We start from the raw sequence: 25,348 nt of genomic DNA on the forward strand, positions 1-25,348 counted from the left end.
CGATCAGTTATTGCTTGGTCAGCAATTTGCTCCGGAGCTTTGCGATCGTGTCGGCGTCAAGTTTCAGCACGTCCTGCGAAAACTTCTCCCACCCACCGAACTGGTCGCGAATCTTGTCGAGTACTGGCTGAATCTGGCTGGGACGCTGCTCCATCAACGGTTTCAACAGATCGACATCGATTCCTTTCGAAGACAGAAACGTGTAGGTCTGTTCGTTCTTGGCTTTGTTGTAGGTGTTCGACAGGACGAAGTCGTCGACGATGGTCTTGTCAGGAACACCCAGAATGCCGAGAAGTAGAGCTGTCATCAGTCCAGTGCGGTCTTTGCCTGCCGTGCAGTGGTAAGCGACTGCGGACTCGGAATCGGCGATGGTCCGTAGGGCTTGGGAATACCCGGCCATTCCGTCAGGCTTGGACAGTTGGTCGACGGCGCCGGTGTCGCTGATCCGGACGGCTTCACCGCCCCCGAGCACCTGCTCCACGATTGCAGGGTCACCAGATTTCAGGGCACTCGTAATCGCTGTGGCAAGAGCCTGAGTGCCGGCATCCAGGACTGCCGTGTTGACCACTTTCACGTTCGCGGGAACCTTGTCTGCTCCGTCCTTTGCGATCTCGCTGTCACCTCGGAAATCGACAACGGTCCGGATGCCTGCGTTCTCGATCGTTTGTTGATCGTCAGCAGTCAGATCGCTCAAGCGGTCGCCACGAAAAACCAGGCCCCACTTGACTGATCGGCCGTCGGCTGTCTCGTATCCGCCGACATCACGCACGTTGGCTGCGCCCTGCAGCGTCACGTGGCGGGTTGACGCGATGGTGGAAGTGCCGTCCTCGTCTATGACCTCGAAGTACCAGCGTGACAGTGGGTCGAGGCCGTCGACCTCAGTGGAGAAGCCGTCGACCGTGCCAATTTCCTTTCCTTCTGCGGCTGGGTTTTTCGGGTCGGTGGCGGCGAATACACGCACCTTTTCCGAGCCGCCGTGTTCCCAGACCAGCGAGTAGTGTCCGGCGGACGCTGATGTCACGTCGAGGTCGGTCGGCGTTTTCGCCGACTCGGCCTTGCTGCATGCGCCGAGTACGAGCATGAGTCCTGCCGCCGACAGCGCAAGAACTCGAGTTTTGCAAGTAGCCATGGGTCCTCCGAATCCAATTGGAAATCGGAGGCTACGCACCAGTGATCACTGTGTCGTGACCGTGTTGTGCAGAGCGGGAAAACTGCAGGCTGGAGTGCTTGTCGCCGATGATGATCAGGGATGGGCCAGCCCGTTCAGGAGCATCGCGCCGACAAAGATGGCACTGCTTGCGCGAGCGCTGCAGGACGGGTTGATCGCAATCGACGAACTCTGATCGAAGCGCGAGCGATCGGGTGCGTCGATCCGGGAGTCAGTCGAGGGCGGTGGCGTCGGTTGTCGGCGTCTTGGTGCCGGGAGTCGCTTCGATGTCGAGAACGACCTGGCTGTCGGTGGCTTCTTCGGGGAAGACGTACCGACGCATGGCCCACCAGCGGAAGGCCGTCGCCAGCAGGGTCCCGATGATCGATCCGCTGATGAAGTCCGCGAAGTTTTCCATCAACACCGACACCTCGGGTTGACGCAGATGGAACACGTACCGGGAGGTCCAGAGTGGTACCTGGTTGATGGCCAAACCGATACCCGCGACGATGAAGAACAGAGCGGCCTCGTGATGGCGCTGTCGACCACCGCGCTGCGCAAACGACCATTCGCGGTTGAGGACGTAGGACAGAACCGTCGCGATCAGGACCGCAAGGATGTTGGCCGTCACCGGGTGCTGAGGCAGAACCGTCCACTTGATGCCGAAGAACAGCACCGTGGTGACGATGAAGGCGATGCCGCCGACCACCAGGAACTTGAGCATTTCTGCGTGCGGCAGGACGCGCACGAGAACCCGCTCAGGAAGCCTATTGACCATCTTTTCGACAAACGCCATTGTTCGAGGCTAACCCTGAATACGACCGAGGGCACAAATCGTCGATGCCCGTGTCGGCAAGATCATCAGAATCCGTACCCGAGAATTGCGTGCTTCTGCGCGTTGAAAGCGAAGTCGAAATTCAGGATCTCCTGCGGATCGGACGCGTGGAGTCGGTGCGCCGCCGCGAAGGTCTTGGCCTGGTGCTCGCCCAGGTACAAGCTGCTCAGGACATCAGAGGGCATCGTGATCGCAGGCACCGCGTCAGTGGCCGTACAGGTGGCCTTGCCGTCCTTGACCTGAAGTGCGAAGGTTCCGCCGGCCTTCAGGAACGGATCTTCGACCTTGATGACTGTGTCCAGGTCAGCAGCATATTCACGAGCCTCGAGAGCCGCGGGAACGTCCATGATGCGCAGCCACAGTCGATCGGAGCGCGTCGTCGTCCGGGCAAGGCGGTAGTCCGTGAGCATCAGCCGGAGTGGATCGGCAGGATGCTGGCGTGTCTCGATCCGGGTGACGAGGTCGAGGCCGCAGATCGTGCGCCACAGCGCCGCGTGCGCATCTTCGGTGATCGTCACGAACTCGTCGATCCGGGCGATGCTGTCGCGGCCCTCGCTCGTGTGCCGGTAAGCGATGTATCCGTCCGCGTGTGTCAGAAAGAACAGTCCGGAGGCGCCGTCACGATCCTCGGACGGGTCGGCGAACATATGGTCCCAGAGCGGTTGCGGACGGACCTGAGCGCCGGGTGTCTGCAGCCGCCAGCGGTCGTAGATCTCGGGAAGAAGCGTCGAGGCAGCTTTGATGTCGACGATGGACACGCCACCATTGTCGGGCACCTCGGGGCGGAATCGTGCGAAGCGGCGATCGAGGGTGATGCCTTCGCTGAAGGTGGCCGGGCCGTATCCGAAGCGGTTGTAGATGCCGGCCTCGCTGGCCGTCAGGGCCGCAAGTGGTGCTCCGGTCGACTCGATGTGGGCGTGAAGTGCAGTGAACATCGAGCGTAGGACACCACGTCGACGGTGAGTCGGGGCGACGGATACCCAGGTGATTCCGCGCGTGGGGAGTTGGCGTCCGCCGGGCACGGTGAATTCCATGTCGATTTCGATGGCCACGCCGACGGGTAGGTCACCGTCGACGGCGAGGATGATGTCCTCGGGCTTGTAGAGCGCCTTCGTCAGTTCGCTGACCGCGGGAGACGGGTGAAAACCGAACCCCACCGAGTCGAGTAGTTGGAGAGCCGGCCAGTCGCTCTCGGTAGCGGTGCGGATGGTGATCTTGTTTTCGGGGCTCACGTATATCGACTTTGGCATAGATTGCGTGAAGACGCACATGAATATCGGGGCTGACGTTTCCGCACCGGCTCCCAGGGGTACCGCCCGACGGACCAGTCCTGCGGCACGGAGAAAACCGATACGGAGAAACACTGTGGCGATCACCGACATCAAGGAATATGCCCATCTGACCGAGGAAGACGTCGAGGCACTCGGGCGCGAGCTGGATGCCATTCGGCTCGACATCGAGGAGAAGCGCGGCGCGCACGACGCTCGATACATCCAGCGGACGATCGCGTTTCAGCGCTCTCTGATGGTGGCCGGCCGCATCGTCTTGTTCGCCAGCAAGAAGAAGCCTGCCTGGATTCTGGGGACTGCGCTCCTGGGGGTCGGCAAGATCATCGAGAACATGGAACTCGGCCACAACATCATCCACGGCCAGTGGGACTGGATGAACGATCCCGAGATTCACTCGAGCAACTGGGAGTGGGACAACACCTGCCCGTCCTCGGGATGGAAGCACTCGCACAACTTCACCCATCACAAGTTCACCAACATCGTCGGACTGGACAACGACGTGGGCTACGGAATCATGCGCGTCACGCGCGATCAAAAGTGGCACGCCGACTACCTCTTTCAACCGATCACGAATTTTGTGCTCGCGACCCTCTTCGAGTGGGGAGTGGCACTGCATCACCTCGAAACGGACAAACTCCGCAAGGGTGAGGTGAAGTGGTCCGAGAAATCGGAGATGGCCAAGGACGTCGGTAAGAAGATCGCGCGTCAGGTGGCGAAGGATTACATCCTGTTCCCCGCCCTGACCGGCCCCGCGTGGAAGACCACGTTGACGGCGAACGTCGTTGCGAACCTCATCCGAAACTACTGGAGTTACGCCGTCATCTTCTGCGGGCACTTTCCCGACGGTGCCGAGAAGTTCACGCTCGAGGAATTCGAGAACGAATCGCGCGCTCAGTGGTACCTACGACAGATGCTGGGCTCTGCCAACTTTCATGCCGGTCCCGTCATGGCCTTCATGAGCGGCAACCTCTGCTACCAGATCGAGCATCACTGCTTCCCGGATCTGCCGAGCAATCGGTACTCGGAAATCGCGGTGCCGCTGCGGGACTTGTGTGACAAGTACCACCTCCCGTACACGACCGGGCCGCTGTGGAAGCAGTACGGATTGACTCTGCGCACCATCTGGAAGTTGTCGCTGCCCAACAGGTTTCTCTCGGCTTCCCAGGACGACGCTCCGGAGACGCACTCGGAGTTGAAGTTCCGCATCCGAGGCGGAATCAAGGAAGTGTTCGGCGTCGATCCGCAGACGGGTAAGCGGCGCGGACTGCGAACAGCGATCGCGATGGTCTCGAGCTGATCAGTTACCGCTTGTGCGCCATTGAACGAACCACGAGATCGCCGGTCGACTGGATTGCCTGCACCAGCACGATCAAGATCACGACTGCGACGAACAGCACCGGTGTGTTGAATCGTTGGTAGCCGTACTTGATTGCGAAGTCGCCGAGTCCACCGGCGCCGATGGCACCTGCCATGGCCGAGAAGCCGATCAGCATCACCGCCGTCAGGGTTGCTCCTGCTACCAATCCCGGAACGGATTCGGGCAGTAGCACCTTGGTGATGATGTCTTTGTCGGTGGCGCCCATGGACCGCGCTGCCTCGACGCGTCCGGAATCGACTTCACGCAAGGCGTTCTCGACGACGCGCGCAAAGAAGGGCACCGAACCGATGGTCAGCGGGACGATCGCTGCCGTGGCGCCGAGCGCTGTTCCGACGATCGCCCTCGTTGCCGGGATGAGGAGCACCAACAAGATGACGAACGGCAGCGAACGGCCGACGTTCACCACGGTGCCCAGAACCGAATTGAGGACGCGGTTGGGACGGATTCCGTCGGGCGCGCTCGCGTGCAACAGAACACCGAGAGCGATACCGATGATCACGGTGAGCACGAACGAGACACCGACCATGTAGAGCGTGTCGAGTAGGGCTTCCCATGCTTCGCCCAGGGAATCCTGCCAGGACGTCTTGTTCATGAGAACGTCACCTTCACTTCGCGCTGCGAAAGATGTTCTTCGACAGACTTTCTTGTCTCTTCGTTGCTGACGAGTCCCGTGTGTGAGGCGAACTCCACGCGAAGGCGACCGACCTGATGGGATCCGATGTCCTCGATACCGCCGGAGATCACGGTGACGTCGACGTCGAGATCTCGTGAGAGTTGGGAAATCACGGGTGAGGTGGACAGTGAATCGACAAAGGTGAGGAGCGCCGGAATTCCGGTCGTGGACGTTCGTACCGTTCCGGTCGGCAGTAGCGCCTCTCCGAGGGGTGAGTCCGGGTCTGCGACCAGTTCGGTGAGCGTTCCCTCGTCGACGATGCGGCCCTGATCGATCAGCGCAGCGCGATGGCAGATCCGTCGAACCACGTTGAGCTCGTGGGTGATCAGAACAATGGTCACACCGAGTCGTCGATTGAGATCGGCGAGCAGGTCGAGGATCGAATCGGTTGTGTCCGAGTCGAGGGCGCTCGTGGCCTCGTCGCACAGGAGGACGTCGGGTGAAGCCGCCAAGGCTCTCGCGATGCCGACGCGTTGTTTCTGGCCGCCGGACAGTTGCGAGGGGAAGGCGTCACGTCGGTCTTCCAAGCCCACCAACTCGATCAGCTCGTCGACGCGGGCACGTCGATCTGCCCGCGAGTATCCCGCCACTTCGAGAGGGAAGGCGATGTTGGCGGCGACCGAACGGGAATGCAGCAGGTTGAAATGCTGGAACACGACCCCGATCCGCTTGCGTGTGTCGCGCAGTTGCGCTGGACTCAGCGCGGTCAGATCGGTGTCGCCCAACAGAATCCGGCCACTGGTCGGGCGTTCGAGCAGGTTGAGGCAGCGCAGCAAAGTCGACTTGCCGGCGCCGCTCTTGCCGATGATGCCGAAGATTTCGCCGTCTTCGATTTTCAGGGATACGGAATCGAGTGCATGCAGAACCTTTGTGCCGCTGCGGTATTCCTTGGAGACCGATTCGATCGAGAAGACCATGACGGGTCTCGATCAGGTAGCGCTGGCCGGAATGACCGAGCCCTGATAGGTCTGCTCGATGAACGTCGCGACGTCGGCGGACGTCAATGCCTCGGCCAACTTCTGTACTCGCGCATCGTTTTCGAGCGAGGTGCGTACGGTCAGGACATTGGCGTACGGGTTGCCCTCGGCCTTCTCGAGCACCAGGGCGTCCTTGGCCGGGTTGAGGCCACCTTCGATTGCGTAGTTGCCGTTGATGATTGCGAGATCGACATTTCCGTCGTCGAGCGTGCGCGGCAGCTGCGGGGGATCGACCTGGGTGAACGTGAGTCCCTTGGGGTTGTCGATGATGTTCTTCTCGCTGATCTGCGTGATGTCGGTGCCGGGGGCGCCCAACTGCTGATCGAGCTTGATCAAACCGGCCTGCTGCAGCAGGTACAGCCCACGGGCGAAGTTCGTCACGTTGTTGGACAAAGCGACCGTTGCGCCCTGGCGCAGGTCGGCCACGTTGGTGACCTTCTTGGAATATGCACCGAGGGGCTCGACGTGGACCTTCGCCACGGCGACCAGGTCGTCGACACCCTTCTCCTTCGACCACGATTCCTGGTACGGCACGTGCTGGAAGAAGTTGGCGTCGGTGTCTCCGGCTTCGAGCACCTCGTTGGCGTCGAGATCGCCGGTGATCTCGCTGACCTCGATCTTGGTGTCACCGAGCAGGCCCTTCTCTTCGACGAACTTCAGGATCTCGGCGTGCGGAACCGAAGAAGCGACGATGCGAAGAGGTGCGTTCTCGTCGGAGGAGTTGTCGCTCGAGCACGCGGCTACGGTTCCGACTGCGACGGCGGCCACTGCGAAGGCAGCGAGGAATCTTCTGGTGCGCGAGCGTGACATGTGAATCTCCAAGACATAGCCGAACGCACGCCGAGATGGCGTGACAGTTGCTGAACGCTAGCCCGGTAAACCTCCCGTGAGGAGATACAGAATCACCGCGATTTTTTCATGTACCTATTGTCCGAGCAGGATGACCGGAACGTCCTCGGCGAAATCGACGACCAATTCACGACGCGAGAACAGCCAGGTGCCGTCGACCTTTTGGAAGCTGTCCTGGTAACGGATCTCGATCCGGTTGTCCCGGTGGCCCTCGCCCCGCGGATAGATGTGGTGAGCGGAGCAGTAAGCCTCACCGTGTGCGGTGGTGGGGCCGTCGAGGTCGAGGATCTGCTGCTCGACGATGTGCCGGGTCGAGTGCAGATGTGAGACGGCATCGACCACCGAACTGCTGACGACGAAGTTCCCACGTATCTCCGTCGGCGCACCCGTTCCGTTCAGTGCCGGCGGCAAGACGAATGCCACGTCGTCAGTGAAGAGAGCCGCAAGTGCAGTGGTGTTTCGGCGGTCGACGGCCTGTGCGTACCTGGCGGCCAAGTCGGTGAGAGCGACGCGATCCGAGGAGTCCATGCGCATATCTCACCCTATGTGACGCCGCTCATGTTTCGGCTTCCCGCTCATCGAGACACTCACAGCGCCCACCTGGGCATCTGGTTAGCGTCCAGGCCAAGAGTTGCCAGCCATGAATGCCATAGGAGAAACAGCGATGGATCTGAGGGAATCGCCCGAGCAGCAGGAGCTCCGCAAGGAGTTGCGCGCGTACTTCGCGGCGCTGCTGCCGGAAGAGAAGCGTCGCGCGGCCGGCGAGCAAGGTGTGGGTGGCGAGTACTTCCGCGAGATCGTGAAGTTGCTGGGCAAGGACGGTTGGCTCGGTATCGGCTGGCCCAAGGAATTCGGTGGACAGGGACGCTCCATCGAAGAGCAGTTCGTGTTCTTCGACGAGGTTCAGCGCGCAGGTCTGCCGTTCCCCTTCGTGACGGTCAATACCGTCGGACCGACGTTGATGAAGTACGGCACCGAAGAACAGAAGGAACGTTTCCTGCCCGGCATCCTGGCCGGCGACATCGTCTTCGCAATCGGGTACACCGAGCCCGAGGCCGGCACCGACCTCGCGTCACTCAAGACTCGTGCGGTTCTCGACGGTGACGAGTGGATCGTCGACGGCAACAAGATCTTCACCAGTGGCGCCAACACTGCCGACTACGTGTGGCTGGCCTGCCGCACCGACGCGGATGCCCCCAAGCACAAGGGAATCTCGATCCTGATCGTCCCCACCGAGGACGCAGGCTTCGAGTGGTCACCGATCAACACCGTCGGCGGCTTGATGGTGACGTCCACGTACTACTCCGGCATTCGAGTTCCGTCGAAGGACGTTGTCGGCGAGGTCAACGGTGGCTGGCAGCTCATCACGGCTCAGCTCAACCACGAGCGAATCGGCCTGGCGGCCATCGGTGGTCGCACGTACGGTCTGTGGAACCTGGTCCTGGACTGGGCCAAGGAAAACGGCGCCATCGACATCCCGTGGGTGCAACAGGACTTCGCTCGCACACACGCCAAGCTCGAGGCCATGCGACTGCTGAACTGGAAGATGACGGCAGCCGTCGCACAGGACACGCTCTCCGGAGCCGACGCCGGTGCCACCAAGACGTACGGGACCGAGACTCACGTCGACGTCTACCGCACCCTGCTCGGAATTCTCGGCTCCGCCGGTCGCATCCGCCCCGAGTCTCCGGGCGCTCTGCTTGCCGGTCAGATCGAGCAGATCTCGCGTCAGGGTGTCGTGAACACCTTCGGCGGCGGCGTCAACGAAGTTCTGCGGGACATGGTCGGCACCATCGGCTTGGGACTCGTTCGCGAAAAGAGGGTCAAGTGAGCGACATTTCGGCGCAACTCGACGCTTTTGTAGGCCAGACGCTTGTTCCCACCACCTGGGGGCCAGACGAGGTCAACATCCCCATGATCCGGCATTGGGCCGAGACCATGGGCGATACCAACCCCGTCTACCTCGACGACGACGCTGCCCGCGCCACCGGTCGTGACGGCGTCGTCGCTCCCGCTCAGATGCTTCAGGTCTGGATCATGCGGACCTTTACCGACAAGATGGCGGGCAACGACCCGTCGCAGGTGTGGACCGATCTGATCGCCACCCTCGACGCAGCCGGCTACAGCTCTGTCGTGGCCACCGATTCCGATCAGGAGTTCTTCGCCGAACTGCGCCCAGGCGATCGCGTTAACTACACCGAGGTCATCGAGTCGATTTCGCCGGAGAAGAAGACCGGCCTCGGTGTCGGACACTTCGTCACGACGCTCAAGACCTACCGCAACGGTGACGATCAGGTTGTCGGCACCCAGCGGTGGCGGACGCTGCGGTTCAAACCTCAGGAATCTGCTGCGCCCGAAGCTCCTCGTGCACTGCGTCCGCGTCCGGCTCTCAACGCGGACAATGCCTTCTGGTTCGAAGCGGCCAAGGAGCACCGTCTGGTGATCCAGCGCTGCACGTCCTGCAAGACGTTGCGTCATCCCACCGGCCCGATGTGCGGCGAGTGCCGGTCACTCGAGTGGGACACGATCGACGCGTCGGGGCGTGGCACGGTGTACAGCTTCGTGGTCAATCATCACCCCAAGATCGACGCGTTCGACTACCCGCTCATCGTTGCGGTAATCGAACTCGAAGAGGGAACCCGATTGATCGCCAACATGGTGGGTATCGCGCCCGAAGATGTCGTGGTCGACATGCCCGTGGAACTTGACTGGATCGACGCCGACCCGGATCTGACGCTTCCCGCGTTCCGGCCGGCCGTACGCGAGGAGCACTGATGGACTTCAATTTCAGCGAAGAGCAGGAAGCAATTCGCGCACTGGCCGACGAGGTCTTCACCAGCAAGGCAACGATCGAGCGCACCAAGGAGATCGAACTCTCCGCTGAGCGCGTCGACCGTGAACTGTGGCGCGAACTCGCGAGCACCGGCCTGCTCGGTATCGCCCTGCCGGAGGAGTTCGGCGGCGGTGGCCTCGGCTTGTCCGAGCTGTACGCACTGCTCGAACAGCAGGGACGTCACGTTGCGGCCGTGCCGATCTGGGAAACGACCCTTGCAGCATTGGCTGTCAACGAACTCGGCTCTGATTCCCTTCGCGCCGAACTCCTTCCGGGAGTTGCCGACGGCAGTCGATTCCTGACCGTCGGTCTCGAAGAGTTCGGTCCGTACACGGGCGGCGACCCACTGACCACGGCTGAGCAGGACGCCGACGGCAACTGGACTCTGACGGGTGAGAAGGCAGTAGTGCCGATGACTCACGTCGCGAACCTTGCTCTCGTTTCGGCAACCGCTTCCACCGGTACGGCACTGCTGCTGGTCGACCTGAGTGCCGAGGGAGTGACGCTCGAACAGACGCAGTCCACCAACTGGGAGATCTGTGCCAACGTCACCTTTGCCGGTGCCCCCGCGCAGCTGATCGGTGCTGCTGACGGCACCACGGTTCCGTGGCTGATCGACCGCGTTCAGCTGGCATTGGCCGCAATCCAATGGGGCGTCGGGTCGGGTGCAGTCGCGCAGGCCGTCACGTACCTGAACGGCCGCAAGCAGTTCGGCCGTCCGCTGGCGACCTTCCAGGCCGTCAATCATCAACTCGCTGACTGCTACATCGATCTCGAAGCGATGCGCGTGACACTGTGGCAGGCCGCCTGGCGCATCTCCGAGGGACTGGATCTCGGCACCTCGGTACTGGTCGCCAAGTGGTGGGCTACCGACGGCGGACAGCGCGTCGTGCATCGCACCACGCATGTTCACGGCGGCATGGGCGTCGACACCGACTACCCGGTTCACCGTCATCTGTTGTGGGGCAAGCAGATTGCTGCCACCCTCGGTGGTTCCAGCTCCGATCTGGCGCGTCTGGGTGCGCAGCTCGCATCCGGTGTGGAGGTGCTCGCATGACCGTACTTGCCGGTCGCAGTTACGCAGACGTCGTTGTCGGAGAGGCATTGCCCGAGTTGGCGATCCCGCTGACCCGCACGTTGATCGTCGCCACGGCAATCGCCACTCGCGATTTTCAGGACGTGCACCACGATCCGAGCCTGGCCCAGGGGCGTGGCTCGAAGGATGTCTTCATGAACATCCTCACGAGCAACGGTCTTGTCGGTCGATACGTCACGGACTGGGCCGGATCTGCATCGACCCTGCGCCGCATCGCCATTCGTCTCGGGGCGCCCAACTACCCGGGTGACACCATGACGATGACCGGTGAGGTCGTGTCCAAGGAAGACGGAGTGGTCGTGGTCAAGGTGCAGGGTGCAAACAGCCTCGGCAACCATGCATCCGGCACCGTCGCAGTCGCTTTCAAGGAAGAGGAGAGGCCCTGATGGCGATCAGCCCACTCTCGGGAGCCGCCGCCATCGTCGGCACCGGATCCACCGAGTTCTCCAAGAACTCCGGCCGCACCGAACTGCAGTTGGCGTGTGAGGCCATCGTCGCGGCACTCGCTGACGCCGGTATCGATCCGTCCGAGGTCGACGGTCTGTCCACCTATACGTCGGAGACGAACGGCGAAGCGATCGTGGCTCGCAACTGTGGCCTCGGCGAGCTGAAGTTCTTCTCGCGCATTCACTACGGTGGCGGCGCTGCGTGTGCCACCGTGCAGCAGGCGGCCATGGCAGTTGCGACGGGTGTTGCCGACGTCGTGGTTTGTTACCGCGCCTTCAACGAGCGCTCCGGTGTGCGCTACGGCCTGGGCCAACACGATCGACCGATGGACAGCACGGCGGACCGCGCCGCGTATGGGTGGATGACTCCTCAGGGATTGTCGACTCCCGCTCAGTGGGTCGCCATGTTCGCCCGCCGCTACATGCACCAGTACGGTGCGACGAGTGAGGACTTCGGACGAGTTGCAGTGGTGGCGCGCAAGCATGCCGCCAACAACCCGGCTGCTTGGTTCTACGAGCGTCCGATCACACTCGAGGACCATCAGAACTCGCGCTGGATCGCCGAGCCGCTGCACCTGCTCGACTGCTGCCAGGAAACCGACGGCGGCCAGGCATTGGTCATCGTCTCTGCCGAGCGCGCAAAGGATCTGGCCAACAAGCCCGTCGTCATCAAGGGCGCCGCTCAGGGCAGTAGCAAGGATCAGCACATGATGACCAGCTACTACCGGCCCGACATCTCCGGTATCCCGGAGATGGGCCTGGTTGCTCGTCAGCTGTACGGCCAGAGCGGCCTGACACCGGACGACATCAACGCCGCGATCCTGTACGACCACTTCACTCCGTTGGTGCTTCCCCAGCTCGAAGAACTGGGCTTCTGCAAGCCAGGCGAAGCAAAGGACTTCATCCGCGAAGGCAACCTCGAGATCGGTGGACGCCTGCCGTCCAACACTCACGGTGGTCAGGTCGGCGAGGCGTACCTGCACGGTGTCAACGGAATTGCCGAAGGTGTGCGACTGGTGCGAGGCACGTCGACCAACCAGCCCGAGGGCGTCGAAAACGTATTGGTCACAGCCGGAACAGCAGTACCCACCAGCGGTCTCGTTCTCGGCGCTGTTTGAGAGAGGAAAAGACAGTGACAACTTCGGAAGCTGCGAAGACCGCCGGCGATTGGCGTGGAGCCGATCTCGGGACCCGCACCGTGTCGTACACCGAGCGCGACGCGATCCTGTACGCACTTGCCGTGGGCGCCAAGGCGACCGAGCTGGACCTCGTCTTCGAGGATCAGCTTCGGGTACTGCCGACCTTTGCTCTGACGCTGGCGCAGTGGGCTCCCGACGCTCTGGGTTCGGCGGGCGCCTTCGACACCTCGACGGCACTGCACGGCTCGCAAGAGCTGAAAGTGCTTGCTCCGCTTCCGCGTAGCGGTGACGTGACCTTGAAGGCTTCGGTCGGCGAGGTGTGGGACAAGGGCGCAGCGGCCGTGTTCGAAGTGAAGGTGGAGTGCGAATACTTCGTCGCGACCTGGTCACTTTTTGCCCCCGGTGCCGGTGGATTCGGCGGAGAACGTGGACCCTCACGTCCGGCGGAGCCGACCGGCGAGCCTTCGTTGACCGGTGTGTTGACCACAGCGGAGAACCAGACGGCGATGTACCGGCTCCTGGGCGACAAGCACCACATCCACATCGATCCCGAGGCTGCGGCGCGGATCAACCAGCCGCGTCCGATCATGCACGGCCTGTGCACGTTGGCCGCGAGCACGCTCGAGCTTGCCCGGGTCGCCGGAGTGCATCCGGCGGACCTCGTGAGCCTCGAGGGTCGATTCGCTGCGGCAATCCATCCGGGTGAAGCGCCGTCCATCGTTGCGTGGGGAACTCCCGACGACCTGGCCTTCCAGGTCACCAAGGGTGATCAGGTAGCGATTTCCGGTGCACGAGTGAGCTTCTCCGCTCGCTAGTCCCTCCAGACTCAACTGCGGGGTGCTTGACCCCTCGTCGCGCCCCGCAGTTGTTCACACGAAGAAGCAGCCCCCGAGCGAATCCGCTCAGGGGCTGCTTCGTATTTGTTTCAATCCTGGTGGGTCGCCATGTAGCGAGCCGGGTACTCACCGCCGCCGTGAACGGCGATGTCGGCGCCGTTCACGTACGAGGAGAGCGGGCTCGCCAGGAACAGGCAGGAGTTGGCGATATCGGCCGGCACGGCCATGCGCTCCATCGGAATGGTCCTGGTGACCGCAGCGCCGCCGTCGGCGCCGTAGACCTCGGCGGCAGCCTCGGTACGGATCAGGCCGGTGGTGATGTGGTTGATCCGGACCTTCGGCGCCCATTCGAGGGCCAATGCCTTGGTCAGAACGAGGAGGCCTGCCTTGGCTGCGCTGTACGCCGCGGTTCCGGGCTGCGGGTCGATCGCCGAGACACTGCCGATGTTGATGATGGCACCGCCGTCGTCCTGAGTCTGCATCACTGCATTTGCGGCCTGGGCAACGTTGAAGGGTGCCAACAGGTTCAGGGCCACGATCTTCTCGACGAAGCGGGGTGACACCGTCGCAGCATCGGCATCGGGGGAGCCGCCGGCGTTGTTGACCAGGACGTCCAGACGGCCGAAGCGCTCGACGGCATCCTGGACGAGGGCTGCGGCGTCGGCGGGATCGCGGACGTCAGTGGCGCGAAAGGCTGCGCTACGGCCGTCGGCGGTGGGTAGGTTTTCGGGCTCGTTACGGCCACAGACCAGCACGTTCGCACCCGCGGCGAGGAAGGTTTCGGCGATGACGTAGCCGATGCCTTTGGTGCCGCCGGTGACGATCACCGAGCGTCCGCTGAAATCGACGGGGTTGGGCAGTGTCACGGTGGAGCCTTCCTGGTGCGGTGCCGAGCTGAATTGCCGCCCAATGTGATTGACGCGACGTGGTCGCACACCTTAGGGTCAAGCAAGTGCTTGGTTGTTTTGTAGGTCGAGTGTAGACGACAAACAGCGGCAGTCACCAGAATCGACCGGTCCCTCCCGCAAAAGGGACCTCTGCGTCGACGGACATTGGAGTAGTCACATGGGCAAGCTCGAAGGCAAAGTCGCACTCATCACCGGTGCGGGTCAGGGAATCGGGCAGGGGATTGCCCTGGCCTTGGCCAAAGAGGGCGCCGTGATCGCCGTTGCCGGCCGCACCGAATCCAAGTTGCACACCACGTGCGGACTACTGGCTGACATCGGTGCGCGCGGTGAGGCGGTGGTCTGCGACGTCAGCAAGAAGGACGACATCACCGACGCCGTGGACCGTACCGTCGAACTGTTCGGCGGAATCGACATCCTGGTCAACAACGCCAACGACTGCAAGCCCGGCCCACTCTCGAGCGTGCTCGACGAAGACTTCGAGCGTTCCTTCGCGACGGGGCCGCTCGCCACCCTGCGCATGATGCAGGCGTCGTACCCCCACATGAACAGTCGTGGCGGTGGCGTCATCATCAACATGGTCACCTCGGCGGCGGTGCGCTGGGATGCCAGTAACTACGGCGCTTACGGTTCCATCAAAGAAGGCATGCGCTCGTTGACCCGCGCTGCGGCCTGTGAATGGGGCAAGGACAACATTCGCGTTCTCAATGTTGCCCCGCACGCCAAGACTCCCGCGTTGCAGTGGTGGATGGACAAGAATCCCGAAGAGGCAGCGGCATTTGTCGCAGGTATTCCGCTGGGACGCGTCGGAGACCCCGAGACCGACATCGGTCGTGCCGTCGTCTTCCTCGTCAGCGAAGACGCCGGGTACCTCACGGGTGCCACGATCCCGCTCGACGGCGGCCAGTCGCGCTGGGGCTGACCGCCATCGACCCGATCAGGTCATCACGGCGCCGCCGTCGACGGCAATCGTCTGGCCGGTGACGTTGCGAGCCTTGTCACTGAGCAAGAAGGCGACCATCTCGGCGATGTCTCCGGGCGTCTGAGCTCGACCCATCGGAACCATCTGTGCGACAAAAGAATCGAAGACGTCAGCATCGGAAACATCTGTGAGCGAGGGATCGCGTCGACGCAGTTCCTTGATGGTTCGAAGCCACATGTCGGTGAGGATCAGGCCGGGCATGACCGTATTCGAGCGAAGTCCTCGAGTCGCACCGATCCGGGCGACGCTGTGACTCATCTCGATCACGGCGGCCTTCGACGGTCCGTAGTGCGCGAGCATGTCACCGCCCAAGCGGGCACCGATCGACGCGATGTTGACGATCGCTGCCGGACCCTCGGTTCTGCTCACGAATTCGCGGCACATCAGGAAGCTGCCCTTGGTGTTCACCGCAAAGGTGTTGTCCCACTGGTCTTCGGTGATCTCGAGGAACGGAGTGAAGACGCCGATTCCGGCGCCGTTGACGAGTGCAGTCGGGCTTCCGGCCGATGCAGCCACGTCGAAGGCGTTCTTGACGTCACCTTCACGTCGAACATCGCATCGTGCCGTGTGGACTGCTACGCCAAGGCTTTCCAGGCGTGCTGCGGTGTCGGCGAGTGCGGCCTCTTCGATGTCGAGGAGAAGCAGGGTGCCGAAGTCCTCCGCAAGGCGCTCGGCAATAGCGGCGCCCAACCCGGCAGCTGCGCCGGTGACAATGGCTACGGGCGCGCTCACGGCAGGTGCGTTTCGAGCAGTGGGGCAAGCAGTTCGGCTGCGCGCGCCGCCGTGATGACCTCGCTCGGGTCCACCTTGGTCACGACTTTCGAAGCAGAATCTTCGTAGACATGCTCACCGATGAGTCGCCCCTGCTCGTCGTACGGCCAGACAAATGCCAAGGTCCGACGCACGAGATACCAACCGTCGGGGTCGATGTCCGACGACTGTTCGGGGGCTGCGGGGGTGGATCCACCCGATTCGTGCACCGCGCCGAACACCCCGTCTCCCAGAATCGATCCTGGGACGAATTGACTGAAGAGAGTCTCACCCGAGAATCCGCTGTCGGAGACCGCGAAGTCGGACTGTCCGGTCCACATGACAAGGGTGTCCGTCTCGGCGAGTGACTGGTAGAAGTTGGTGACGGCGTCCATGCCGTCCAGAACAATCGACTGCCCGTCTTCGAACAACCGGTAGACGGGTTCTTCGACGGTCATGTCGGGCGAGAGGATTTCCTTGTAACGACCGGAGACCTCGAGCAATGCGTGGCGCCGGTAGTTTCGGAGGATCTTCTGGTGCCGCGGATTGTCGATGGTTTCCAATTGCTTTTCGACGCCATCCATCATGTGGACGAATTCGTGCTCGTACTTGCTCATCACATCTCCTGGTTTCGCGGATTCGGCGGGCTGTCCGGATCTGCGACAACTGTGACCTGACGTGGCATTCGCTGTACATGTAGAACTTCGTTCGACAATTGCCAGTTTGCTTAACTCCGCTGTTCAGATACCGTGATGGTCATCACTTTGCTGGCGAACGGCGGCCTAAGACAACCGAATGGACGGTAATGAAAAAGGCGAGAAGAGGTGAAGATCTGAATCTGCGGTTGGTGTCCTCGTTGCTCGTCGTCGTGGCGGAAGGGCACTTCGGACGAGCGGCAGACCGGTTGTTCGTCACGGCGCCTGCTCTCAGTCAGCAGATTCGTCGACTCGAGGAGCAGGTGGGAGTCGAGTTGATCGATCGCAGTTCGCACCCGGTGGTGCTCACCGCCGCGGGTGAGGTGTTCGTCGCGGATGCACGGCCCGCTCTCGAGTTCGCCGTCCGCGCGATGAACGGGCTCGACGCACTCGAGCGTCGGCGGGCCAGGCGGTTGCGGATCGGATTCATCAACGGGGCGGCCGGAAGTTTGGGACGTGCGGTGATCGATTCGTTGCATGCGGAGGTGGAGCTGGTCCAATTGGACTGGTCCCAACAGGTTTCCGCGGTGGCGAGCGCGACCGTCGACGCGGCCTTCGTGCGACCGCCACTGCCGGTGCTCGACGGTGCGGTGCTCGAACGGATAGGCGTCGAACCGCGGGTGGTGGCTCTGCCTCGAGGGCACCAACTGGCGGGTCGCGCGAGCATCGAGATTTCTGAAATAGATGGGACTGTGCAGGTTTCGAGTGACGGCGCACCACCCGAATGGGTGAAATGGTGGTCGGTGGACCCGCGCCCGAGTGGTGTACCCGTCCGGTACGGTCCCTCTGTCCGCACGATGGACGAAGCGCTCGAGGTTGTCGCCAACGGTCGGGCGGTGGTGATAACGGCAGCAACCATTGCCGAGTACTACACCCGCTCGGATATCAGTTTCGTGCGCATTTCCGACATCGAGCAGTGTTCGATCGATCTGTGTACCCGCGAGGGCGACAGCAGTCCGGCAGTGATCGAGCTACGCAAAGCTGTTTCAGCCCTCGGTACCGCCAGGTGATTGCCGTGTCCTGATGTGATGCGCATGTACTCGGATGAAATACGCATTCTTGCCGTCTTCGTTTTAGTCAGATAGACTAAAACCATGAAAACGATCAGCACGGCACTTGAAATCGTCGAGGCAGCACGAGTTTCGGCCGATGTGTTCGGGGGAGACTCCAGCGATCTCGACACCCGTCGCGCTGCGAAGCGTCGTTTTCATCGGCTCGCCTCCGCCATTCATCCGGACCGGGCGAAGCCCGAAGATCGGGTGCGATACTCGGCCGCAACATCTCGGTTGAACGAGCTATACCGCAGTTGGACAGCGGAGTTCGAGCCGGCAGATTCTCGGCCCGTTTATGTCGGCGAGCGGGGCGAGTACACGTTGGGTGGACTGGTAGCGCGCGGCTCGGTCGCTAACCTGTACCGGTCCGATGCCCGTGTCGTACTCAAGATTCCGCGAGACCCTCGGGCGAACTCGATGATCGAGGCCGAACGGAATGTGTTGACGGACATCGAGAATTCGTGCGAAGCCGGTTGGGCAGTCTCGTACTTCCCGCGATTGATCGATCAAATCACCCATGTGGGCAGCGGCACGAGACGTCAGATCGATGTGCTGGACGATCTGACCGAAGGTTTTGTGAGTCTCGCCGACGTCCGTGAGGCGTATCCGGGTGGCCTCGATCCACGGGACTGGGCGTGGATGCACCGACGGCTACTTCGGGCTCTGGCAGCAGCTCATGCGACTGGTTGGGTGCACACCGCGATTACCGCGGAGAACGTGCTGATCGAGCCTGATCGGCACGGGGTGGTGCTGGTCGGCTGGTCCTTTGCCACCCGTACGGGCAGCCGCCCGGTGGCGACGATCGGTTCCGATCGTGATTCGTACCCACCGGAACTCGGCGAAGGAGCGTCTCCGGCCTGGGACGTCTACATGGCTCATCATTTGATGCTCCGAATGCTGGGCGAGCAGACCCACGAACGGATGAAGGCGTTTGCCGACGGCTGCATGCAGGACAACCCGAGATTGCGTCCCGACGCGGTCGACCTACTGGGTGAGTTCGACGAACTCCTCGATCTTCTCTATGGCCAGCGGACATTTCGTCCGTTCGCCGTTCCATCCACGAAAGGACAGTGATTGTCATGGGCTACGGAAACTGGGACGACAACACCTATTTGGCGGGCAAGACTTTTCGTGCCGCACGCGGTGTCGACGATTTCGGTTACACCGATTCGCTTCGGTCGCGTCCGCGAAGCAGTTGGAAAGCGGACCCGACCCTCGACCCCTTCGGCGTCGACAAGCGTGAATGCCGAGACTCGGCCGGGCACCCCGATTCTCTCCCGATAGCAGTGCTTTTCGATGTCACCGGCTCGATGGGCGCTGTTCCTCGAATCATGCAGGACAAGCTCGGAAAGCTGCACGGGCTGCTGCAACGCAAGGGATACGCGGATGATCCGCAGATTCTGTTCGGTGGTATCGGCGACGCCGATTCCGATCAGGTGCCACTACAAGTCGGTCAGTTCGAGTCGGGTAACGCGATGGACGAGCAGCTTCGGACCATCTTCCTCGAGGGCAACGGTGGTGGACAGAAGTCGGAAAGCTATGAATTGGCAGCATATTTCATGGCGCGCCACACCAGTACGGATGCCTGGGAGAAGCGCGGAAGGAAAGGCTACCTCTTCATCATCGGCGACGAGCTGAACAAGCCGCGGCTCTCGGCTCGTCACATCCGTTCGGTGATCGGCGACAAGGTACGTCAGGACGTATCGGTCTCGTCGATCTACCGTGAACTCGAAGAAAGATGGAATGTCTACTTCGTTCTGCCAGATCAGTCGTCGTACTTCAACGATCCGGAAATCGCGGATCACTGGAAGAAGTTGCTCGGTGAACGCTTCGTCAAACTCGACGACCCCGCTGCGGTGTGCGAACTGATCGCGCTGACGGTCGGAATCGGTGAGGACCGCATCGACCTGCGTGACGGACTGGCGGATCTCCGCGACATCGGTTCAAGAGCTGAAGCCGAGACCGTCGGCAAGGCTCTCGCTGTGATCCCAGGGCGCAGCACCGCGACGGTGGCCGGGTTGCCCCACGATCTCGGAACCGATACGGACGATGTTGATTTCGCATAGAAGGAGAGCATGATGGAGCCGTTCGAAGACCGCGATATCGTCGTCGTAGACCTCGGGTTCGGAGATGCGGGGAAGGGAGCAACCGTCGATTGGCTTTGCTCCGACCAAGCCGATTTGGGTGTGGCCGCAGTGGTCCGGTTCAACGGTGGGGCACAGGCAGCGCACAACGTGACGGTCGGCGAGTACCACCACACGTTTTCGCAGTTCGGTTCGGGAACGCTGTCCGGCGTCCCGACGTTTCTCTCGAGATTCGTGTTGGTCGAGCCCATCGCCCTCGCCCGGGAGGCGCGTGCTCTGGAAGCGCTCGGAGTTCGAAATCCGTTCGATCTGATACGGATCGACGCGCGCGCATTGTTGACGACGCCGATTCACGTGGCCGCCAACAGGGCCCGTGAGGATGCTCGCGGCGGTAACCGACACGGCTCGTGTGGCAAGGGGATCGGTGAGACCGCGGCGTATGCGCTCGAAGTTGCGAATGCGCCTACGGTGGGAGACTGCCGGCGACCTGATTCCTTGCGTCGTAAGTTGTCGGCGTCGGCCACATTCTACGGACCGTTGATCGCGGAGAGTCGCCACGGTTTTCCGCCGATCGACGACATGGTCGACATGTACGCGGAATTCGGTGCCGTCGTGGACATCGCCGACCCGGATGCGCTGGGCGCGTTGGGTGCCCGTGGTCGTCTGGTATTCGAGGGGGCACAAGGTGTCCTTCTCGACGAGTGGCGGGGGTTTCACCCACACACCACGTGGTCGACGGTCGAGCCGTCCAACGCGCGAGCGATGATCGACGAGTTGGGGCGGGACAGTTACGTACTCGGCGTCACCCGCACGTACATGACACGACACGGAGCTGGGCCCTTCCCGACGGAGGATCCGGAGCTGGCGAAGGTGTTGCCCGAGCTGCACAACGGGACGGGTGAGTATCAAGGCGGATTCCGGACGGGCCACCTCGACGAGTTGTTGTTGCACTACGCAATCGAGGTGAGCGGTGGCGTCGACGGTTTGGCGCTTACTCATCTCGACGCGATGGATCGCGCGCGGGCTGCAGGCGTCCCGATCCACGGGGTGCACGCGTACGAAGGATTGCCGTTCGTTCCCGTCGGAGAGTGGAAGGATCTCGATCACCAGCAGGCGCTGACAGATTCCCTGAAAGCCGTAGGGGTCGTGCCGAAGGAACTTCCGGCCGACCCGGAGGATTTCGCCCGGTATCTGAGCGAGGAAATGGGTGCGCCGGTAGTGCTGACCGCGAACGGTGCCGACCGGGTCGATCGTCAGATGCGATGCCCAGTGCCTGCATGATGGACGGTGTGGACCAGTCACTTGTCTCGATCGATGTCATCGCGCTCCGGTTCGGCAATCCGGAACCCGGGATGTTGCGATTTGCCGTCACTCCGCGGCAAGCGGAGCCGTACACCGGGCAGTTGGCGCTGCCCGGTGTACTGCTGGGCGCCGGTGAGCGGTTGCAGGACGCCGCCAGGCGAGCCGTGACCACCAAGCTCGGAATTCCCGACGAGAAGATCCTCGTCAGCGGTCAATTGACCGTGTTCGACGAACCCAATCGCGACCCCCGCGGTCCGACGCTCTCGGTGACCATGTGGGCAGTGATCTCGTCGGACGAGGTGCCGGGTTCGGCCGAATGGGTGAGCTGGGACAACCCGGGGGACCTTGCGTTCGACCACAATCGGATAGTCGCCGATACCCGCCCGATCCTTGCTGACACCCTGTTGTGGCGAGATCAGGCATTCACGCGGGCACTACTGGGTCCGTCGTTTCCGGCGTCGTACGCGCTGGCCGTGGCGGAGGAGCTTTCCGGTGTGCGTCCGGACCCGGGCAATTTGAACCGGACGCTCAAAGCGTTGCCAGGGCTGGAACGTACGGACGAACGAGTCCGGGTCAGTGCCACCGGGCGACCCGCGGTGGTCTGGGCGTGGACCGAAAACAGCTGACCTACCTCAGAAGTTGCCCCGCGCGGCCTGCTCACGCTCGATCGCTTCGAACAGGGCTTTGAAGTTTCCCAACCCGAATCCCAGTGAGCCGTGGCGTTCGATGATCTCGAAGAACACGGTGGGACGATCTCCGATCGGCTTGGTGAAGATCTGAAGAAGATAGCCGTCCTCGTCACGGTCGACGAGGATGCCTCGCTTCTGCAATTCCTCGATCGGAACTCGAACCTCTCCGATACGCGCGCGCAGTTCTGGATCCTCGTAATACGAAGCCGGAGTGGAGAGAAACTCGATTCCTTCGTCGGCCAGAGCGTCGACTGCTCCGAGGATGTCGTTGGTCGCAAGTGCGAGATGCTGAGCGCCGGGACCTTGGTAGAACTCGAGGTACTCGTCGATCTGTGACCGCTTCTTCGCGATGGCAGGTTCGTTGAGTGGGAACTTGACTCGGTGATTGCCGCTCGAGACGACCTTGCTCATCAGCGCGGAGTAGTCGGTGGCTATGTCGCCGCCCACGAACTCGGCCATGTTGGTGAATCCCATGACGCGGTTGTAGAAGTCGACCCACTGGTCCATCTTGCCGAGTTCGACATTGCCGACGACGTGGTCGAGGGCCTGGAAGATTCGCTTGGGCGCGCCGTCACGCTTGCGGTACGACGACGTCCGTTCGACGTATCCGGGAAGGTAAGGGCCGGTGTAGCGGGAACGGTCGACGAGGGTGTGCCGAGTCTCGCCGTACGTCGCGATGCTGGCCAGGCGAACGGTGCCGTGCTCGTCGGTGACGTCGTGCGGTTCGCTCAACACTGTCGCGCCTTGGGTGATGGCGTGTGCGATGCACTTGTCCACGTCAGGGACGCTGAGCGCGATGTCGCGGATACCGTCGCCGTGACGGCTGTGATGTTCGATCAGCGGACTTGCCGGATCCACAGCACCTTTGACGACAAACCGCACGGCCCCGCTTTTGAGTACAAACGCGTGGTGGTCGCGGTTTCCCGTCGACGGGCCTGAATAGGCCACCAATTCCATGCCGAACGCAGACTGGAAGAAATGTGAAGTCTGCGTGGCATTTCCGACGATCCATTCGAGGCCGTCCCAACCGCTCACGGGGAAGGGATCGTGATCGCTGTCGTACTCGACCAAGCCGACCAACTGGCGCAATTGCTCCAGATCCAGGCCGGCCAACTGTTCGTCGTCGGTGAGAGTCTGTTCGACGGTCATGGTGAGTCCCCTCTGAGTGCGATGTACACAGCGCGGTGCTCGAGTCATGTTCGGCACTGCCGGTACAAACAGATAAGTCCTTCAGAGGTTGGGTAGTCAACGGAGGTAGTTGAAAGTAGACACAGCGCCGGAATGCGAAGATGGTGGCACTGTTTTGTAGGCAATTTGCATAGTTGAACGACGAGTGGAGCGGACGTGAATCTCGACGCAGTGGATCTGGCTCTGTTGGACGCGATGAACAAGCACCCGAGAGCCGGTGCGTTGGAGCTTTCGCGTCAGGTCAAGGTTGCGCGGGCGACAGTGCAGGCGAGATTGAAAAGGATGGAAGATGCGGGCGTCATCGCCGGATACGCGCCGCACGTCAATTTGGCTGCAGCGGGTTTCGGAGTACAAGCATTCGTGACTTTGCAGATCGCCCAGGGGGCGCTCGACACCGTCACCGCGGAACTCGAGGCAATCCCCGGTGTGCTCGAAGCCTTTGCCACCACCGGCTCCGGCGACGTGCTGTGCCGGATTGCCGCTGCGTCGCACGAGGATTTGCAAGCGACGCTGCTCGAACTGAATCGGTCGGGGATAGCCACCCGGTCGACCAGCGTCATGGTTCTCTCGGTTGTGGTGCCGCTCCGGTCGATGCCCCTACTGCAGACTCTGCAGTCGAAGCAGACGACAAAAGCTCCCGCGTATAGACACGACGATCAGTCTCGCTGACGACCCGGAGCCCAGAATCCCAGAACGATCGCGGATACCCACATGATCGCGGCGAGCATGAGTGCTCCTTGATCCATGCCTTTGATGAAGGCTTCACGGGCGAATTCGGCCAACTGGGCACCCTGCGGCCCGGCTGCTTCGGCGACGTGGAGAGCTGCGGCCAGAGAACCGGATACCGGCTCCTTGGCCGGTTCGGGTAGCAAGTCGACCGCGGGCTGGACGTGATTTCCGTAGCCGGCGGCGAGGATACTTCCCGCCAGTGCAACGCCGATGGCGGAGCCGATCTCACGGGTTGCGTCGTTGACTGCTGAGGCAACCCCCTGTTTGGAGTCCGGTGCGTTGGAGACGATGGCAGCAGTGGCGGGGGTTGTCGACAAACCCAATCCAATGGCGGCCACTACCAAGGGAACACAGACTTCGGCATAGGTCGAACTGGCATCCAAGCGCGTCAGGAGTGCAATTCCGGTTCCGAGGAAGGCGACTCCGGTTGCGGTGAGGGCGCGTAGACCGATACGCGGAATCAGCAGGGGCGCAACCACGGACAGGGCCATTACCGGCACGGCGATCGGCATAAGGGCTAGCGCAGATTGCAGAGGGGAGTAGTCGAGCACCAGTTGCAGATACTGCACGATCAGAAAGAACAGGCCGAAGGTCGCCAGAAATTGCAGGGTCAGCGACGCCGCGCCGCTGCCGAATGCACGATTGGCAAACAGTCTGACGTCCAGAAGTGGGTGGCGAGTGCGTAATTCGACCCAGCTGAAGATTGCTGTCATGGCGATTCCGCCGATCAGCAATGCGAGAACCACCGGATCGAGCCAGCCACGGGCGGGCGCCTCGATCATCCCGAGGACGAACAGGCCAATCGAGCCGGCGATCAGCGCTGTACCAGGTAGATCGAGTGGAGTTGCCTCCGTGTCCTTCGACGTCACGATCGTGAACGACACCACGAGGATGAGAACTGAGACGACGGCCAGGCTGACGAAAATCGAATGCCAGGACCATTTTTCGAGGAGTAGCCCGGAGACGACGAGTCCGGCGATTGCACCGGACCCTGCGACGCCGGACCAGACTCCGACGGCGCGGGCACGCTGCGCCGGCGGGAAACCTGCAGTGAGTAGAGACAGCGTCGCTGGCATGACAAACGCGGCGCCGACGCCGGAGATCACGCGGGAGACGATGATCCACGACGGTTCGTCCGCGAAGACCGGAATCGACGAGCCGGCAGCAAAAACGAGTAGTCCGAACATGAGCAGTTCTCGTCGACCGTATCGATCGCCGAGTGCGCCCGCCGGCAACAAGAGACAAGCCAGCGTGAGCGTATACCCGTCCACGATCCACGTGAGCTGGCTCTGTGTTGCACCGGTATCGCGGGCCAAGTCGGGAAGGGCCGTGTTGAGCGCGGCCATCGCTGCGACGACCAGCGCGACGGCGCAGCACGCGACCGTCAGCATCCAGATCTGTCGGATGGTCCACGTGGACTGTTCGAGCGTCGTATCGCTACTCACGAAACCTCCCGATAGAAACAAGACCATCA

27 protein-coding genes are annotated in these 25,348 nt (G+C 62.0%); 15 read left to right on the top strand and 12 right to left on the bottom strand.

The window, feature by feature from the left end:
* Positions 1-7: 7 nt before the first annotated feature.
* A complete protein-coding gene (locus P3G66_RS01720) occupies positions 8-1,129 on the bottom strand; it encodes a tyrosine-protein phosphatase (RefSeq protein ID WP_082239179.1) in 1,122 nt (373 codons plus the stop codon).
* A 55-nt stretch (positions 1,130-1,184) separates the two neighbouring features.
* Here P3G66_RS01720 and P3G66_RS01725 point away from each other — a divergent pair, with 55 nt between their 5' ends.
* On the top strand, positions 1,185-1,343 hold the full coding sequence (locus tag P3G66_RS01725; RefSeq protein ID WP_223304510.1) for a hypothetical protein: 159 nt from the start codon (positions 1,185-1,187) through the stop codon (positions 1,341-1,343).
* A 36-nt stretch (positions 1,344-1,379) separates the two neighbouring features.
* Here the strand turns inward: P3G66_RS01725 and P3G66_RS01730 are convergent, their stop codons facing one another.
* Together P3G66_RS01730 and P3G66_RS01735 are read right to left on the bottom strand one after the other, a co-directional pair.
* Positions 1,380-1,943, bottom strand: coding sequence for a GtrA family protein (locus tag P3G66_RS01730; protein ID WP_003939753.1), 564 nt, complete (start codon positions 1,941-1,943; stop codon positions 1,380-1,382).
* Between the two features lie 65 nt (positions 1,944-2,008).
* The gene (locus P3G66_RS01735) at positions 2,009-3,364 is read right to left on the bottom strand and encodes an enhanced intracellular survival protein Eis (protein WP_276116101.1); all 1,356 of its coding nucleotides are present in this window, start codon (positions 3,362-3,364) and stop codon (positions 2,009-2,011) included.
* Between P3G66_RS01735 and P3G66_RS01740 the strand changes: the two genes are divergently transcribed.
* The gene (locus tag P3G66_RS01740; protein WP_276116102.1) at positions 3,348-4,568 is read left to right on the top strand and encodes a fatty acid desaturase; all 1,221 of its coding nucleotides are present in this window, start codon (positions 3,348-3,350) and stop codon (positions 4,566-4,568) included. The genes P3G66_RS01735 and P3G66_RS01740 overlap by 17 nt on opposite strands.
* A gap of 4 nt (positions 4,569-4,572) precedes the next feature.
* On the opposite strand, the gene P3G66_RS01745 is transcribed toward P3G66_RS01740, so the two are convergent.
* The 4 genes from P3G66_RS01745 to P3G66_RS01760 all read right to left on the bottom strand — a co-directional run bounded on the left by P3G66_RS01745 (position 4,573) and on the right by P3G66_RS01760 (position 7,682).
* Positions 4,573-5,241 carry a methionine ABC transporter permease gene (locus P3G66_RS01745; RefSeq protein WP_042448389.1) on the bottom strand — a complete coding sequence of 223 codons (669 nt, stop codon included), beginning with the start codon at positions 5,239-5,241 and terminating at the stop codon, positions 4,573-4,575.
* On the bottom strand, positions 5,238-6,239 hold the full coding sequence (locus P3G66_RS01750; protein WP_276116103.1) for an ATP-binding cassette domain-containing protein: 1,002 nt from the start codon (positions 6,237-6,239) through the stop codon (positions 5,238-5,240). Before P3G66_RS01750 ends, P3G66_RS01745 begins: the two co-directional genes overlap by 4 nt.
* 12 nt (positions 6,240-6,251) lie before the next feature.
* Complete coding sequence (locus P3G66_RS01755; protein ID WP_003940478.1) at positions 6,252-7,109, bottom strand: MetQ/NlpA family ABC transporter substrate-binding protein; 858 nt, start codon at positions 7,107-7,109, stop codon at positions 6,252-6,254.
* Positions 7,110-7,223: 114 nt separating this feature from the next.
* Positions 7,224-7,682, bottom strand: a complete 459-nt coding sequence (locus P3G66_RS01760) for a nuclear transport factor 2 family protein (protein ID WP_276116104.1) — start codon at positions 7,680-7,682, stop codon at positions 7,224-7,226.
* Positions 7,683-7,812: 130 nt separating this feature from the next.
* Between P3G66_RS01760 and P3G66_RS01765 the strand changes: the two genes are divergently transcribed.
* From P3G66_RS01765 to P3G66_RS01790, 6 genes are read left to right on the top strand one after another with little or no spacing between them, the layout of a single operon-like run.
* Positions 7,813-8,979 (top strand): acyl-CoA dehydrogenase family protein, encoded by a 1,167-nt coding sequence (locus P3G66_RS01765; RefSeq protein ID WP_003940442.1) that lies wholly within the window; start codon positions 7,813-7,815, stop codon positions 8,977-8,979.
* The gene (locus P3G66_RS01770) at positions 8,976-9,923 is read left to right on the top strand and encodes a MaoC family dehydratase N-terminal domain-containing protein (protein ID WP_042448383.1); all 948 of its coding nucleotides are present in this window, start codon (positions 8,976-8,978) and stop codon (positions 9,921-9,923) included. The genes P3G66_RS01765 and P3G66_RS01770 overlap by 4 nt, the downstream gene beginning before the upstream one ends.
* The gene (locus tag P3G66_RS01775) at positions 9,923-11,038 is read left to right on the top strand and encodes an acyl-CoA dehydrogenase family protein (protein WP_054781184.1); all 1,116 of its coding nucleotides are present in this window, start codon (positions 9,923-9,925) and stop codon (positions 11,036-11,038) included. The genes P3G66_RS01770 and P3G66_RS01775 overlap by 1 nt, the downstream gene beginning before the upstream one ends.
* On the top strand, positions 11,035-11,463 hold the full coding sequence (locus tag P3G66_RS01780; RefSeq protein WP_054781185.1) for a MaoC family dehydratase: 429 nt from the start codon (positions 11,035-11,037) through the stop codon (positions 11,461-11,463). Before P3G66_RS01775 ends, P3G66_RS01780 begins: the two co-directional genes overlap by 4 nt.
* Positions 11,463-12,641, top strand: coding sequence for a lipid-transfer protein (locus tag P3G66_RS01785; protein ID WP_276116105.1), 1,179 nt, complete (start codon positions 11,463-11,465; stop codon positions 12,639-12,641). Before P3G66_RS01780 ends, P3G66_RS01785 begins: the two co-directional genes overlap by 1 nt.
* A gap of 14 nt (positions 12,642-12,655) precedes the next feature.
* A complete protein-coding gene (locus P3G66_RS01790; protein ID WP_003940443.1) occupies positions 12,656-13,477 on the top strand; it encodes a MaoC/PaaZ C-terminal domain-containing protein in 822 nt (273 codons plus the stop codon).
* Positions 13,478-13,587: 110 nt separating this feature from the next.
* Here P3G66_RS01790 and P3G66_RS01795 read toward each other — a convergent pair whose 3' ends face one another.
* Complete coding sequence (locus tag P3G66_RS01795; protein ID WP_003940546.1) at positions 13,588-14,364, bottom strand: SDR family oxidoreductase; 777 nt, start codon at positions 14,362-14,364, stop codon at positions 13,588-13,590.
* A 199-nt stretch (positions 14,365-14,563) separates the two neighbouring features.
* On the opposite strand from P3G66_RS01795, the gene P3G66_RS01800 reads away from it, so the two are divergent.
* Entirely contained in the window at positions 14,564-15,325 is a 762-nt protein-coding gene (locus P3G66_RS01800) for an SDR family oxidoreductase (RefSeq protein WP_058226566.1), read from the top strand.
* Between the two features lie 15 nt (positions 15,326-15,340).
* On the opposite strand, the gene P3G66_RS01805 is transcribed toward P3G66_RS01800, so the two are convergent.
* Positions 15,341-16,117 carry an SDR family NAD(P)-dependent oxidoreductase gene (locus P3G66_RS01805; RefSeq protein WP_007732641.1) on the bottom strand — a complete coding sequence of 259 codons (777 nt, stop codon included), beginning with the start codon at positions 16,115-16,117 and terminating at the stop codon, positions 15,341-15,343.
* On the bottom strand, positions 16,114-16,752 hold the full coding sequence (locus P3G66_RS01810; protein WP_007732640.1) for a hypothetical protein: 639 nt from the start codon (positions 16,750-16,752) through the stop codon (positions 16,114-16,116). Before P3G66_RS01810 ends, P3G66_RS01805 begins: the two co-directional genes overlap by 4 nt.
* Before the next feature lie 188 nt (positions 16,753-16,940).
* Here P3G66_RS01810 and P3G66_RS01815 point away from each other — a divergent pair, with 188 nt between their 5' ends.
* The 5 genes from P3G66_RS01815 (at position 16,941) to P3G66_RS01835 (ending at position 21,894) form a co-directional block, all read left to right on the top strand.
* Positions 16,941-17,840: a LysR family transcriptional regulator gene (locus tag P3G66_RS01815; protein WP_276116106.1), complete on the top strand. Its 900-nt coding sequence runs from the start codon at positions 16,941-16,943 to the stop codon at positions 17,838-17,840.
* Between the two features lie 84 nt (positions 17,841-17,924).
* Complete coding sequence (locus P3G66_RS01820; RefSeq protein WP_042448370.1) at positions 17,925-18,956, top strand: hypothetical protein; 1,032 nt, start codon at positions 17,925-17,927, stop codon at positions 18,954-18,956.
* A gap of 5 nt (positions 18,957-18,961) precedes the next feature.
* Positions 18,962-19,948, top strand: coding sequence for a hypothetical protein (locus tag P3G66_RS01825; RefSeq protein ID WP_042924860.1), 987 nt, complete (start codon positions 18,962-18,964; stop codon positions 19,946-19,948).
* A 12-nt stretch (positions 19,949-19,960) separates the two neighbouring features.
* Entirely contained in the window at positions 19,961-21,247 is a 1,287-nt protein-coding gene (locus P3G66_RS01830) for an adenylosuccinate synthetase (RefSeq protein WP_161120303.1), read from the top strand.
* Entirely contained in the window at positions 21,244-21,894 is a 651-nt protein-coding gene (locus tag P3G66_RS01835) for an NUDIX hydrolase (RefSeq protein WP_020909123.1), read from the top strand. The genes P3G66_RS01830 and P3G66_RS01835 overlap by 4 nt, the downstream gene beginning before the upstream one ends.
* 6 nt (positions 21,895-21,900) lie before the next feature.
* Here P3G66_RS01835 and hppD read toward each other — a convergent pair whose 3' ends face one another.
* Positions 21,901-23,106, bottom strand: coding sequence for a 4-hydroxyphenylpyruvate dioxygenase (gene hppD, locus P3G66_RS01840; protein ID WP_047270743.1), 1,206 nt, complete (start codon positions 23,104-23,106; stop codon positions 21,901-21,903).
* Between the two features lie 195 nt (positions 23,107-23,301).
* Here hppD and P3G66_RS01845 point away from each other — a divergent pair, with 195 nt between their 5' ends.
* Complete coding sequence (locus P3G66_RS01845; protein WP_054831433.1) at positions 23,302-23,814, top strand: Lrp/AsnC family transcriptional regulator; 513 nt, start codon at positions 23,302-23,304, stop codon at positions 23,812-23,814.
* Here P3G66_RS01845 and P3G66_RS01850 read toward each other — a convergent pair.
* Positions 23,802-25,346, bottom strand: coding sequence for an MFS transporter (locus tag P3G66_RS01850; protein ID WP_047270745.1), 1,545 nt, complete (start codon positions 25,344-25,346; stop codon positions 23,802-23,804). The two genes, P3G66_RS01845 and P3G66_RS01850, sit on opposite strands and share 13 nt — an antisense overlap.
* Between the last annotated feature and the right edge of the window lie 2 nt (positions 25,347-25,348).

The organism is Rhodococcus sp. C3V, from assembly GCF_029269915.1.
In the GTDB taxonomy this organism is placed as follows: domain Bacteria; phylum Actinomycetota; class Actinomycetes; order Mycobacteriales; family Mycobacteriaceae; genus Rhodococcus_F; species Rhodococcus_F qingshengii.